13 protein-coding genes are annotated in these 12,440 nt (G+C 65.8%); 9 read left to right on the top strand and 4 right to left on the bottom strand.

The genetic code is table 11. From position 1 onward, the window contains the following. The first annotated feature begins 213 nt into the window (after nucleotides 1–213). The 8 genes from ruvA (at nucleotide 214) to HWN72_RS13735 (ending at nucleotide 6,804) form a co-directional block, all read left to right on the top strand. Complete coding sequence (gene ruvA / locus HWN72_RS13770; protein ID WP_008827992.1) at nucleotides 214–819, top strand: Holliday junction branch migration protein RuvA; 606 nt, start codon at nucleotides 214–216, stop codon at nucleotides 817–819. Continuing rightward, complete coding sequence (locus HWN72_RS13765; protein WP_211150473.1) at nucleotides 816–992, top strand: hypothetical protein; 177 nt, start codon at nucleotides 816–818, stop codon at nucleotides 990–992. The genes ruvA and HWN72_RS13765 overlap by 4 nt, the downstream gene beginning before the upstream one ends. Continuing rightward, the gene (locus tag HWN72_RS13760) at nucleotides 989–1,402 is read left to right on the top strand and encodes a hypothetical protein (RefSeq protein ID WP_008827991.1); all 414 of its coding nucleotides are present in this window, start codon (nucleotides 989–991) and stop codon (nucleotides 1,400–1,402) included. The genes HWN72_RS13765 and HWN72_RS13760 overlap by 4 nt, the downstream gene beginning before the upstream one ends. Then, on the top strand, nucleotides 1,399–2,427 hold the full coding sequence (gene ruvB / locus HWN72_RS13755; RefSeq protein WP_008827990.1) for a Holliday junction branch migration DNA helicase RuvB: 1,029 nt from the start codon (nucleotides 1,399–1,401) through the stop codon (nucleotides 2,425–2,427). Before HWN72_RS13760 ends, ruvB begins: the two co-directional genes overlap by 4 nt. Before the next feature lie 304 nt (nucleotides 2,428–2,731). Next, complete coding sequence (locus HWN72_RS13750) at nucleotides 2,732–3,688, top strand: PEP-CTERM sorting domain-containing protein (RefSeq protein WP_309141571.1); 957 nt, start codon at nucleotides 2,732–2,734, stop codon at nucleotides 3,686–3,688. A 173-nt stretch (nucleotides 3,689–3,861) separates the two neighbouring features. Next, entirely contained in the window at nucleotides 3,862–4,893 is a 1,032-nt protein-coding gene (locus HWN72_RS13745) for a glycosyltransferase family 2 protein (RefSeq protein ID WP_008827986.1), read from the top strand. Nucleotides 4,894–4,903: 10 nt separating this feature from the next. Next, the gene (locus HWN72_RS13740) at nucleotides 4,904–5,296 is read left to right on the top strand and encodes a GtrA family protein (protein WP_036526416.1); all 393 of its coding nucleotides are present in this window, start codon (nucleotides 4,904–4,906) and stop codon (nucleotides 5,294–5,296) included. After that, entirely contained in the window at nucleotides 5,293–6,804 is a 1,512-nt protein-coding gene (locus tag HWN72_RS13735) for a hypothetical protein (RefSeq protein WP_051586875.1), read from the top strand. Before HWN72_RS13740 ends, HWN72_RS13735 begins: the two co-directional genes overlap by 4 nt. Here the strand turns inward: HWN72_RS13735 and HWN72_RS13730 are convergent. Genes HWN72_RS13730 through HWN72_RS13715 form a run of 4 tightly spaced genes read right to left on the bottom strand, consistent with a single transcriptional unit; the run spans nucleotide 6,792 to nucleotide 11,122 of the window. Further along, nucleotides 6,792–8,027, bottom strand: coding sequence for a DUF1214 domain-containing protein (locus HWN72_RS13730; RefSeq protein WP_036526415.1), 1,236 nt, complete (start codon nucleotides 8,025–8,027; stop codon nucleotides 6,792–6,794). The genes HWN72_RS13735 and HWN72_RS13730 overlap by 13 nt on opposite strands. Nucleotide 8,028: 1 nt before the next feature. Further along, a complete protein-coding gene (locus tag HWN72_RS13725) occupies nucleotides 8,029–8,826 on the bottom strand; it encodes a sugar phosphate isomerase/epimerase (RefSeq protein ID WP_036526413.1) in 798 nt (265 codons plus the stop codon). A gap of 6 nt (nucleotides 8,827–8,832) precedes the next feature. Then, nucleotides 8,833–9,999: a sulfotransferase gene (locus HWN72_RS13720; RefSeq protein ID WP_036526411.1), complete on the bottom strand. Its 1,167-nt coding sequence runs from the start codon at nucleotides 9,997–9,999 to the stop codon at nucleotides 8,833–8,835. Nucleotides 10,000–10,003: 4 nt separating this feature from the next. Next, nucleotides 10,004–11,122, bottom strand: a complete 1,119-nt coding sequence (locus tag HWN72_RS13715; protein ID WP_036526409.1) for an LLM class flavin-dependent oxidoreductase — start codon at nucleotides 11,120–11,122, stop codon at nucleotides 10,004–10,006. Nucleotides 11,123–11,265: 143 nt separating this feature from the next. Here HWN72_RS13715 and HWN72_RS13710 point away from each other — a divergent pair, with 143 nt between their 5' ends. After that, nucleotides 11,266–12,378, top strand: coding sequence for a hypothetical protein (locus HWN72_RS13710; RefSeq protein ID WP_051586874.1), 1,113 nt, complete (start codon nucleotides 11,266–11,268; stop codon nucleotides 12,376–12,378). Nucleotides 12,379–12,440: the final 62 nt, after the last annotated feature.

Below are 12,440 nucleotides of genomic sequence, written 5' to 3'. Positions count from 1 at the left end.
CATCGCCCCAGACCCCAAACTGTCGTTGTCGCGCGCGCAGCAGCGGCGGCCTAACATTACGCCGCAGGCTTTCAATGTCTCCCGGCTCACCGTCTGACATGACGAAGCGGCGCGCGTGGCCTCGACGCTATACGGGGTGCAGGGGTGGTAAGGCCCTGCTTGCCTCTCTTTTCCTCTGGCGCCCCGAATCCCTTCCTGCCATAGGAACAAACCATGATCGCCAAGCTGACAGGATTGCTCGACGACACCGGCGCCGACTGGGCCATCATCGACGTCAACGGAGTGGGCTACCTCGTCCATTGTTCGGCGCGGACGCTGGACCATCTCGGTATCCGGGGTGATCGCGTCGTCGTCCATACCGAGATGCAGGTTTCGGAAACCGACCAGCGCCTGATCGGCTTCACGTCCGGGGCGGAGCGCAACTGGTTCCGTCTGCTGACGGCGGTGCAGGGTGTCGGCTCGAAGGTAGCGCTGGCGATCCTCTCCGCTTTGACGACCGAGGAACTCCAGCGAGCCTGTGCGGGCGGCGACAGCGCCATGGTGGCGCGCGCGAACGGCGTCGGGCCGAAGCTGGCGAGCCGCATCGTCAACGAACTCAAGGACAAAGCCGGCGGCATGCTCACCGCGCCGGGGGCGTCCGGCATCGTGGCGGTGGCGCCTGCGGGCTCGGCCAGCGCCGATGCGGTCTCGGCCTTGCAGAACCTTGGCTTCAAGCCTGCGGTGGCGGCGACGGCGGTTGGCAAGGCGGTCGATCAGCTTGGTGAGGATGCGGCGCTGGGCGACCTCATGCGCGTGGCGCTGAAGCTGGCGACGGGGTGAAGATCATGTCTCAGGTCAAACTCGACATTCCTGCAGAGCAATTACAATGGATCGAAAAAAAGGTTTCGCAGGGGCGCTTCCTTGATGCTGCTGAATATGTCCGGCATCTTGTTCGCCGTGATTTGGAGCGCACAGAGCAGGAAGCGACCGCATCGGGGCATCCGCTCAAATGAGCTTCGTGGATCAATACGAGGATCGACAGCCGCCGCGGATGCTGCCGACGATTTTTGGGATCTTAGCAAGCCCGATTAGCATCGCCATTGTGCTATGCGTTATATCTTGGTCCTTTGCGCCTGGATTTATCGGACTGGCACTGCCGCTATGCCTTTTGGTCGGTGTTCCCGTAGCACTCGGTGTCAGAAAGCGAATGACGCTGACGTTTCCAAATTGCGCACTGGCGGGCGGCACGTCCGGGTTCCTGACCGCGCTTATGATCATGATCGTCGCGGCCATACGCGACACGTATTATGAAATTGGCAGCTCTTTCTTCATACTGACCTTTGGTGGCGTTGTGTGCGGAGGCATAGCTTTCCCGTGGATCAGATGGATGGATCTGCGCTTTCCAGCTACAGGCCATTCATGACCGACAACCCCATCCTTTCCCCCAATCGCCAGGTCGAGGACGCCGATGCCGCGCTTCGGCCCAAGACGCTCGCCGAGTTCGTCGGGCAGGCGGCGGCCAAGGACAACCTGCACGTCTTCATCGAAAGCGCCAAGTCGCGGCGCGAGGCGATGGACCATGTGCTGTTCTTCGGGCCTCCGGGCCTTGGCAAGACGACGCTGGCGCAGATCGTTGCGCGCGAACTGGGCGTGGGTTTTCGCGCCACTTCCGGTCCGGTCATCGCCAAGGCGGGCGACCTCGCCGCGCTGCTGACCAATCTGGAGCAGGGCGACGTCCTGTTCATCGACGAGATCCACCGTCTCAATCCCGTGGTCGAGGAAGTGCTCTATCCGGCGATGGAGGACCGCGCGCTGGACCTCATCATCGGCGAAGGTCCGTCGGCGCGCTCGGTGCGGATCGACCTGCCGCCGTTCACGCTGATCGGCGCGACGACCCGGCAGGGCCTGCTGCAGACGCCTCTACGGGACCGTTTCGGCATCCCGGTGCGCCTGCAGTTCTACACCGTCGAGGAACTGGAGAAGGTCGTCAGCCGCGGCGCGGGCCTGCTCGGCATCGGCATCGACAAGGGCGGAGCGACCGAGATTGCCCGCCGCGCACGCGGTACTCCGCGTGTCGCGGGGCGCCTTATGCGGCGGGTGCGCGATTTCGCGCATGTGGCGGGATCGGACACCATTACCCGTGCGATCGCCGACGATTCGCTCACCCGGCTGGAAGTGGACGCCATTGGCCTCGATGCGCAGGATCGCCGGTATCTGAGGATGATCGCGGACATCTACAAGGGCGGCCCGGTGGGCGTGGAGACGCTGGCGGCGGGACTGTCCGAACCACGCGACACGATCGAGGAAGTGATCGAGCCGTACCTCATCCAGTTGGGCCTTGTCGCCCGCACGGCACGGGGACGTTGCCTCAATGATAGGGGTTGGAGCCACCTTGGCATGACCCCTCCTGCGGGGCCGCAGGGCGGGTTGTTCGATTCGGAAGGGTGAGTGCGCCAAGCGGCACATTCGCCGCAAAAGCGTCGGTCTGCTTTACAACCCGCCGAACCAACAGTCCCGTTTCGGTACACCCTCTGAGTTAGAATGATAAATTAACCCAGTTTCCCGCATCGGGACGGTGAATTGCGGGTGAATGACGTTGCCGCATTAACGTGTCTCTGCGTTGTTTCTGGCAGATGGATGCACGGTAGCCCCAGAGGGCCTTCGGGCCTCCGGTGCGAAACAAAGAGAGCAACGCGTTATGTCGGTTCGGATGGCCCTTGCTAAACTGTCTGCCTGTGCGGCGGGCTGTGCCGTGATCGGCGGCGGCGCCGTTCACGTCGCCGAGACGCAGTCGGCGAAGACCGAGTACCGCAAGGTGAAGATGGCCAAGGCCGCCCCGGTAAAGAAGCGCCCGGCCCAGCGCCTCGTCCGGAAGGACCAGCCCCGCACCACCAAGCGCGTGCGCAAGATCATCAAGCGGACCTGCTGCGACCAGCCGCAGATGGCGATGGTGCCGATGCCCGCGCCGTACATGCCGCCCGCGCCGGGTCCGTCCTACTCGGGCGGCAGCGGCGGCGCGCCGGTAGTGATCGGCGGCGGCGGTGGCGGCTTCGGCGGCTTTGGCGGCGGGTTCTTCGGCGGCTTCTTCGGAGGCAGCGGCGGCGGTGGCGGCGGCAACGTCGTGATCACCTCGACCAGCAGCGGCGGCGTGACTTCCACGACCGGCGGTGTCACTTCGACTTCGGGCGGCGTCACGTCCACCACGGGCGGTGTGACCTCGACCAGCGGCGGCGTCACCTCGACCTCCAGTTCGAGCACCGGTGGCCTGACCTCCACGACCACGACCGGCGGGATCACCTCGACCACGTCGACCAGCTCGGGCAACGTGACCAGCACCAGCAGTTCCAGCTCGTCCTCGTCCTCGTCGTCTTCTAGCTCCAGCTCCAGTTCGTCCTCCAGTTCCTCAAGCGGCGGTGACGATCATTCTTCCGGCGGCGCGACCTCCACGGGATCGTCCAGCGGTTCGTCGTCCAGCTCGTCTTCGTCGTCGGGGTCTTCCTCGACTTCGGGCGGTTCGACCGGCTCGACTTCGTCGAGCAGCTCCAGTTCCTCGTCTTCCTCTTCGTCGTCCAGTTCGTCCTCGGGTGGTTCGACCACGAGCACGTCGGGCGGCACCGATGTACCCGCTCCGCCGATGCTGATCCTGTTCGGCGCGGCGGCTGCAGCTATCGTCGGACGACGCCGGCTGGCCCGCGCGAAGGCGGCCTGACATCTGAACACGGGGAGGGCGACGCCAAAGGCGGTGCCCTATGTGGAAGGGCGAGGTTCGCGGACCTCGCCCTTTTCATATGTTTTGCAAGGCCCGGCGTCTTTTACGGCCGGTTAACCAGAAATGCCCGATACGGCCTCTCGAAGCACAGCCGAGTTTCGCGGGGCCGATTCATGAAGATGGAACCTATCCTGCCGTTCGCCGAACGGACCTGCCCACGCCTCTCGGTGGTGGTGCCATGCTATAACGAGGAGGCCGTTCTCCTCATGCTGGAAGCACGGCTCGCGGCCGCCTGCCGGGAACAAGTGGGCGAGGACTACGAGATCGTCCTCGTCAACGACGGCTCCACTGATCGCACCTGGCCGCTGATCTGCGTACTGGCCGAGCGCAACCCGCGCGTTCTGGGCGTCGACCTCTCGCGCAACCATGGGCAGCAGCTGGCAGTGACAGCCGGACTGCAGATATGTCGCGGCGACCTGATCATGATGATCGACGCGGACCTGCAGGACCCTCCGGAACTTCTTGGCGCAATGATCGAGAGGATCGAGGCGGGCGCGGACGTCGCATATGGCCAGCGCGTGGCGCGGCACGGTGAAAGCGCTTTCAAGCGGGGAACCGCATCGCTTTTCTACAAATTGCTCAACCGATTGTCGGAGCAGAACATCCCCGTCGATACCGGTGATTTCCGGCTGATGACCCGGCGCGTGGTCGATCAACTCAACGCCATGCCCGAGCGCTGTCGCTTCATGCGCGGCATGGTCAGCTGGCTGGGGTTCGAGCAGGTTGCCGTACCCTACGAACGCGATGCGCGCAGGGCGGGTGAAACGAAGTATTCCGTGCGGCGCCTGATGAGCCTTGCCATCGACGCCATCACGAGCTTTTCGACGGTGCCCCTGCGGCTGGCCTCTCATCTCGGCGTCCTGTCGGGATTTGCGGGGTTCGCACTCCTGTTCTGGGCGATCTGGCGCTGGTCCGAGAACGGGGTGATCATCGGCTGGACCAGCACGATCGCGGTCATGCTGATCATGGGTAGTATCCAGCTGATCATCCTCGGCGTTTTCGGCGACTACCTCGGGCGGCTCTATATCGAAAGCAAAGGGCGGCCGCTGTTCATCGTGCGCGAGGTGCGCAGCCAGTCGCGGGCGAGCGAGCGCGGACCTGTGGTGATGCCGCTGACGGTCGGCGCCTTCGATCCGCGGGTCTGACGTCCTGCCGATGACCCTGACAATGGCCGCGTTGCGCTTCGGGCTGGTGGGTGTGCTGAACACGATCGTCGGCTTGGCCGTAATCTGGGCGCTGCTGCGGCTGGGGGTGGGCGACTATCCGGCCAACGCCTGCAGCTACGGAGTGGGTGTGTGCTGCTCCTTCGTGCTCAACCGGACCTGGACATTCGAGGTGCGCGGGCCGGTCGCTTCCACGGAAGTGGCGCGGTTCCTCACCGTCTTCGCGCTGTCCTACGGCGCGAACCTGGGCATGCTGACGCTGATGCGCGGGCTCGGCTTCGCGCAGAGCCTGATCGGGCAGGGCGCGGCGATGGCGGTTTATTCGGCCTGCTTCTTCCTCCTGTCCCGCCATTTCGTCTTCGCTCCGGGGCGCGCCGCGCGATGACGGGGCAGTCGGGAACGATCCCGCTGCGCTGGTGCGCGGCGCTGGTGCTGCTGGCCGCCGTGCCGCTGTTCTGGCCGGTGGTGCCGCCGCTGACCGACCTGCCCGGGCACATGTCGCGCTACATGGTGCAGATGGACGGCGGACGCAGCGCCGATCTGGCGCAGTGGTACAGCTTCCGGTGGGGCCTGCTCCCTAACCTCGGCGCCGATCTGCTCGCCTGGGTGTTCGAGCCGATCGTCGGCCTGAGGCTGGCGGTGAAGGCCATTGCGATCCTGATCGTGATGCTGCAGGTCGCGGGTTACCTCTGGCTGTCGCGCGCGGCGCATGGGCGGGTGGCGGTGACCGCGCTGTTCGCGGTGCCGCTGGCGCTGGGCAATCCGTTCCAGTTCGGGTTCCTCAACTTCACGCTGGGCATGGCGCTCGTCACGCTCGCACTGGCCTGGTGGATCAGTCCGTCGATGGCGGACAACCCGCGGCGGCGCTGGCTGGTGTTCTGCCTGGTCGCCTGCGTCATCTGGGTGTGCCATCTGGCCGCATGGGCGACTTTGTGCGTGCTGGTCGGGTGTTGTGAACTGGCCGGACGTTTCGAGCGATCCGGGCGCCTGCTGCCGGCGCTGTGCGGCGGGTTCCTTGCCAGCACCTGCCTGTTGGTGCCGCAGCTGGCGAGCATGGCGTGGCCGAACCCGGCCGGGCACCTGCCGAACGAGAACTGGTTCCGGCTGGGGCTCAAGATCTATCACTTCGCCAACGTTCTGGCGGATCGATGGGACGCTTGGGATTACCTCTGCGCGGCCGGACTGCTCGCCCTGATCGTGGCTGTCTGGCGCTCGCCGCGCTTTGCCCTGCACAAGGGGTTGGCGCTGGGCACGATCGTGCTGCTGGTGGTGTTCATGGTCATGCCGGGCACGATCTACGGGTCGGCCTATGCCGACATGCGCCTGACGCCCATGATCTATGCGCTGGCGCTGATCTGCGCGCGGCCGCTCGACCTTGGTGCGTGCAGGCAGCGGATGCTTGTGGTCGCCGGGATCGCCTTCGTGGCCTTGCGCCTCGTCGGCAACACGGTGAGCATGGCCGCCTGGGACGAGCAGATCAGCAAGGAGCAGGCCGTGGTCGAGCACGTCCCGCGCGGCTCGCAGCTGCTGACCTTCATCGCGCTGCCTTGCGTCAACTTCATCCGGCAGCAGGCGCGGGTGCGCGATGTTCACGTCGCCAGCTATGCGATGATGCGCCGCCATGCCTTTGCCAACGACCAGTGGGCGATGCCGGGCGGTCAGCTCATGAGCATCGACAACCCTGCCGCCGGTCCCTTCATCGACGCGCAGACCGGGGCGCTGGTCGGCGAGAGTTGCCAGGGGTTCAACCAGCTGCTCACGGCGATCGACCGGGTGCCTGACGGCATTCCCCGGTTGTGGGTGGTCTGGCACGTGCCCGAACTGCCGCTCGCCGGGTGGCGGCCGGTGGCGCGCTCGGGAGATTCCGTGCTGTACCTTCGTCAGATGCCATAGCGGCGCTTGACCGCACGGTAGCGTTCAAGGCGCATCACCTCGCGCTCGGCCGGATCGACCAGGGCGGTGTCGGCCGGGAGATGCTCGATCAGCCGGTTCCTCGGTACGAGCCGGGTCTGGAACCTTGCGGTGTCCTGCGTCAGCAGGTTGCGATAGGTCAGGTTGCCCTCCCGAAACCGCTGCGTGTCGAGCCAGTTGTGGACGCCCGGATCGTCGTGGGCGAGCACCAGCCGCACCACGCCGTCGCCATCGACGCGGGTGCGCGCGGGCGTGTAGCTGACCGGCCGGTGCAGAAAGTCCATCGAGCCCATGAAAGCGCCGCCCATGCCGAAGATCCAGAAGCCGGGGTGCGCGTCCATCTCGACGATCAGCGCCTCGTCCGGTTCCAGCCGCCAGACCATGTGCGCCGCCATCCGCCCGCGCTTCGCGTCGGAGGCATCGTTGGCAGTCCGGTCGGGAGGGAAGGCGCCCAGCGCATGCGGATCGCACACGCCGCGCGAGGTCAGCCACGAATGCTCCGGCCAGTCGTGCATCAGGCCGGTGACGAAGGCACCCGCCCAGTCCATCGCCTCGATCATTTTCGCAGGTGTGGGCAGCGGCCTTGCGCCTGCGGTGTCCAGTGCTTCGATGGTCAGGGAGGTGGGGGTTTCGTCCCAGCCATCGAAGGCTTCGCGGATGAACAGCTTGCGGCTGCCCGGCGTGGTCGGGAGCCAGTTGCCCGGCCGGGGTTCACCGCCGACGAAGAGTTCGAAATCGCCTCGCGCGTCCGCCTCGATCTGCGCGCCGAGGATGTTGCACTCGGGAATGTCGCCGAAGGGCTCGTGAAGCGAGGGCCAGTCGGTGCCGGGGATAGTCTCGGGGCGGGGGCCTTGCACGGTGATGTTCAGCCAGCGCGCGGTGCCCTTGCGGCCGGTCAGGCGATACGTGCGGTTTCCGTCGATCCAGGCCTGCCGATACGTGAAGTCGGCGACGTCTCCCCCCAGCTTGCGTGTCGGCGTGACGAAGGGGTGTATCTGCGGGAACGCGGTATCGCGCGTCTCCAGCGCGAGGTCGAACGCCTGCCCCAGATTCTGCGTCAGGAAGCGAAAGGCGTCCGCGCGCTGGAGTGGATTGGCGGGATTGGCGTCCTTGAAGGCGCTGTGACCAGCGCTTTTCAGGCGGTCGCAGAATTGCTCCCATGCTACGCGCAATAGGGCATCGTCGGGTCCATCGCCAAAGGCCATGTCAGGCTCCCAGTCGGTCGAGCATGTCGGAAAGGGCGCGGGCGGCGCGCGTGCAGGCTTCGCGCGGGCCTTCCGCCTCGATGCGCGGGCCTACGAGTTCGAGGTCGAACAGCCCGGTGTAGCCAAGGTCGAGCACATCGCACAGGATCGCCTCGAGCGGGATCGCGCCATCTCCCGGCACCGCGCGGCAGGGCGTGCTGCGATCGCCGAGAACATAGTCGCTGACTTGCACCAGCCCCGCCAGCGGCATCGCGTCGGCCAGCTTTCCGCGCAAGTCGGCCTCGGTCCAGCATGCATGCAGTTCGACGCAGACATCGATCGCGGCCATCCGGGCGAGGCGGACGGCATCGGGCAGGGTGTGGGCCATGTGGATGTCGGCGTTGAGCGGAGAGGCGTTTTCCACCAGCAGGCGAATCCCCGCCCGCTGCGCCGCATCGCGGCAGGGGGCGAGCAGGTCGGCGAAGCGCTGTGCTGCGGCCTCCCAGGACAGTGCACCGCGTCCTCCGGTGAGGAGATAGATTGCGGGCGCGCCCACTTCAGCCGCGACCTCGATAACACCGAGCAGGTTCGCCGCCGCCTTCCCGGTGTCGCGTTCAAGGTCGGGATGGAGGGCGAAGAGGTGGTTGATGCACCCGATCTGCACCGGGCTTTCGCGTGCCGCCGAGCGGGCTTCCTTCGTTTGCAGGCACGGCGCGGCGAGTGTGCAGTGCTGCACGCCGATGCTGCGGCAGAAGTCCAGGAAATCTGCGGTTGGCTCGGTGATCAGGGCCACCTGATGCAGGCTGACGCGCGGGTGCATCGGCGGTTACCTGCGCACTTCGATCGGCACGCCGAAGCGCTCGCGGAAAGGCGCGAACTCGGCGTTGAGATCGTCGATGCAGTAGCCGGCGTCGATGAGCACCCGCGTCGAGTAATGGAACTTGCCGTGGCGATCGCCGCGATTCTCGGCGAGGTAAGCGCGCATGGCGTCCTCCTGTCGCGGCCCGAATGCGCGGTCGGCGAATCGGTAGTAGCCGCGCACGGTGCCGATGGGATCGGCGACGAAATCGGCATAGCGCACGTGATGAATGCGCGGGTCATCAACCAGTGGGTCGGTCATGGTATGGCCGATCGACCAGCGCACGCGTTCGACGTGCGCGCGCGCCTCTTTCACGAGGTCGATCGGACCGACGATGCCTTCCATGATGTCGGCCATCATCATCGTCGAACTGGCCGCGACCATCACCGGGTCGCGGTGCAGCCAGACCAGCGTGGCGTCGGGATAGGCGTCGAAGAACGCCGCAAGGCGCGTGGTGTGAAAGCCCTTGAGCACCCAGTATTTGCGCGGGCGACGGAACTGGAAGGCCTGCAGCATGGCCTTGTGGATGCGGTACTGTGCGACTGGATCGGTAGGCAGGCCCATCGACAGGTTCTGCATCGGCACCCGCCACCAGGCGGTGGGCGTCATCACGCGAAAGTCGAAAGCCCAGGTCCGCTCGTCTTCGGGCAGGCCGTGGCCGAGCATGTCATTGTAGGGGTGGCAGTGCAGCCACTTGGCCATCTTCGCGTTGATTTCCCGCCATTCCTCGTCGGCGAGACGGTAGCGAGGGTCATCGCCCGTAACGGTCCCGGGCGGCGGCGATGGATGCATGACCTCGGCGAAGCGCAGCGCCCGCGCGTCCGGGTCCACCGACATCAGCGCATGCATCAGCGTGGTGCCAGATCGAGGCTCGCCGCTGGCGAACATCGGCCGTTCGATCACTTCGTCCGCCAAAGGAAACGCGCTGCGATCGTGGAAGAAGCGCAGGCGGTCGGTGAGCAGCCAGTGGATGTTGCGCGCTGCCGACTGCCGGCCCGCCTCGTCCATGGGGATGGTGTCGATATGCGCCACGGCAAGGGCGAAGCGTTCGGGAAAGCCTTCGTCCGCCCAGTCTGTCAGACCGGTTTCGTCGATCGCATGCTGCAGCAATTGCTGCGGTTCGAGCGCAGCCATCGGATCAGCCCTCCACCAGCCGGGCGATCTCGTCCTCGGTCTCCCGTACCTTGGCGGCGGAAGTGGCAGCGAACTTCATGCCGCCCATCGCGCCGTATTCCATCAGCTTGTAGACGCGCATTCCGGCATCGACGAAGGCCTTGATCTTCAGCGCCACTTCCTTCGGTGTGCCCACAGGGAGTATGTCGCGGATGGCCTGCGGGTTCATGGCCTCGCAGAATTTCAGCATCGCCTCGCGGCTGAGCTTTACCGGATCGAAGTCCATGATCCCGCGCCAGTCCGGACCCATCGGGTGGTCATGCCCGAACTGGGCAAGGTCCTTCGCGGTGATCATGAGCACGATCGACTTCACCATCGGCGCGCGCAGCATTTCGTCGATCTCGTCCGGCTCGCCGATCAGCGCCATCTGGGTGATCGCGGGCGTGAAATGGCTCATGTCCCGCCCGGCCGCGTCACCCGCATCGAGGATGACCTTGAGCTTGGCCGCGTAATCCTCGGGCGTCCACGCACCCGCCGGCCACCAGCCGTCCGCCTCGCGTCCGGTGATGCCCAGCATCCTTGGTCCTGCCGAGCCCAGCCAGATCGGCGGGGCCTTGCCGTCGTAAAGCTCGGTGTCCATGCGGGCGTGGTGGAGGTGAAAGAACTCCCCTTCGAAATCGACCGGGCCATCGGCATGCCACAGCAGCTTGATGACCTTGATCGCTTCTTCCAGCCGTCCCACCGGCTTGGCGAAGTCGAAGCCGTAAGGCACCGTGTTCTCCAGTTCGCCCGAGCCGAGACCGAGGATGAAGCGCCCCTTCGACAAGTGGCTGATCGTCAGCGCCGACTGCGCCAGCAGCGAGGGATGCCGCCGCACGGTATCGACCACGGTGGTCGCGAGCGGGGTGTTCTTCGTAAGCACCGCCGCCGCCGCGCTGACCGCCATGCCGTCCAGATGCCGGTGCGGGCTGGGGGAGGAGAGGGCGAGGTCGGTGAACTCCGGCGTCCAGATCGAGTCCGGCCAGAAGCTGACCATGTGGTCGGGCAGCCAGATCGAATGGTAGCGGCCCGAATCGTACTCCCCCACCATGTCGATGCCCAGCGGAAGCGTGGTGCGCAGGAAGGCGGCAGGCTGGACTTTCATCGGCTCATCTCCCTGAGGCGGCGGCTGCAGTGCATCGCAGGCACGATGGGTGCCGGACGCCTCTTTGTTCGGGGGCCATGGGTGGGCTAGGCGCCGGCCGAAGCAAATTCCCATTTGGGGATGAGGCGATGTCCTGTGAGAGCGTGTCTGTCGAAAGTCTGATCGTCCCGTTGATCGCCCCCCTGATCGAGGGTCTGGTCGAAGATCCGCCATGGCGCGGTTTCCTCGACGCTTTGCGCGCTGCGGTTGCGGGTGACTACGCCAGCCTGGTGTTCCGCCCGCTGCCGCTTGGTACGCCCGAGGCCCGCGTGATCCACCTCTATTCGGGGGCGCCGTCGCCGCCGCGGGTGTCGCGGCACTATCGCGAGAACCTCTACTTGCGCGATCCGATGCCCTATCATGAGATGACGGAAGGGCGCACGTATCGGCTAGACCAGCTGCTGCATTTCGGCGAGCCCGCCCACGACGCCTATCTGACGCAATTGCTGGTGCCATCGGGCATGAACCATATGCGGATGATCCGCTTTGCCGAGAAGTCGGGCACGAGCGGCTGGATCACCGTCACCCGGCGCGAGGGCGATTTCGGCCGGCAAGTCGACGGCCTGCTCGAAGCGCTGGTGCCATACATGCGCGTAGCGTTAGGCAGTTTCGTGGCGCTGGAGCGGGAGCGTATGACCGCTGCCGTCGCGCGCGAGGCCGTGCGGCGTCTGAACTTCGGCTGGCTCACGCTCGACGGCGAAGGGCGCGTACTCGACGCAGATGCGCAGGGTTCCCGCATGTTGCAGGCGGGCGATCGCATCGCGCGGGCGAAGGACGGCAGGCTAACCGCCCGCGACACGGCGCTGCGCCGCCAACTGCTTGCTGCGGTGCGAGAACTGGCGATCGATCCACAGGCGCGGCCGCGTGCGATCGTGCTGTCGCGTGAGCCGTGGCTCGACCTGCTGCTGGTGCCTTCGGGCCAGCGGATGGGGACGACACAGGCTGCGCCGGCGATCGTGTGCTACCTGCATGCCGACAACTGGTCGTCCGCCGATCGCTGCGAGCAGCTAGCCCAGCTTTTCGATCTTGCGCCCAGCGAGGCGCGGCTGGCGCTGGCCTTGAGCCGAGGCATGTCGATCAGCGAGGCCGCGCCGGAGCTGGGGCTGACGGTGGAATCGGCGCGCACCTATTCCAAGCGGATCTACGCCAAGACCGGCGCGCGGGGGCAGGCGGACCTCGTGCGGTTCATCCATCGTTCGGTTCTGGTGATCGCGTGATCGGATACATCATTACGGGGCCGCCTGAGCGATTATAACAGGTGTTCAGCATTTTTCGTTGA

Origin of the sequence: Novosphingobium sp. HR1a (genome assembly GCF_015594425.1) — a bacterium.
GTDB lineage: Bacteria > Pseudomonadota > Alphaproteobacteria > Sphingomonadales > Sphingomonadaceae > Novosphingobium > Novosphingobium resinovorum_A.
This window is presented reverse-complemented; position numbering and strand designations above follow the sequence as displayed.

Bases quoted from the DNA above. Each gene is read 5' to 3' on its own strand.
- HWN72_RS13740 (WP_036526416.1), top strand. From the start codon at position 4,904: ATGACCCTGACAATGGCCGCGTTGCGCTTCGGGCTGGTGGGTGTGCTG.
- HWN72_RS13730 (WP_036526415.1), bottom strand. From the start codon at position 8,027: ATGGCCTTTGGCGATGGACCCGACGATGCCCTATTGCGCGTAGCATGG.
- HWN72_RS13760 (WP_008827991.1), top strand. From the start codon at position 989: ATGAGCTTCGTGGATCAATACGAGGATCGACAGCCGCCGCGGATGCTG.
- HWN72_RS13745 (WP_008827986.1), top strand. From the start codon at position 3,862: ATGAAGATGGAACCTATCCTGCCGTTCGCCGAACGGACCTGCCCACGC.
- ruvB (WP_008827990.1), top strand. From the start codon at position 1,399: ATGACCGACAACCCCATCCTTTCCCCCAATCGCCAGGTCGAGGACGCC.
- HWN72_RS13715 (WP_036526409.1), bottom strand. From the start codon at position 11,122: ATGAAAGTCCAGCCTGCCGCCTTCCTGCGCACCACGCTTCCGCTGGGC.
- ruvA (WP_008827992.1), top strand. From the start codon at position 214: ATGATCGCCAAGCTGACAGGATTGCTCGACGACACCGGCGCCGACTGG.
- HWN72_RS13725 (WP_036526413.1), bottom strand. From the start codon at position 8,826: ATGCACCCGCGCGTCAGCCTGCATCAGGTGGCCCTGATCACCGAGCCA.
- HWN72_RS13735 (WP_051586875.1), top strand. From the start codon at position 5,293: ATGACGGGGCAGTCGGGAACGATCCCGCTGCGCTGGTGCGCGGCGCTG.
- HWN72_RS13720 (WP_036526411.1), bottom strand. From the start codon at position 9,999: ATGGCTGCGCTCGAACCGCAGCAATTGCTGCAGCATGCGATCGACGAA.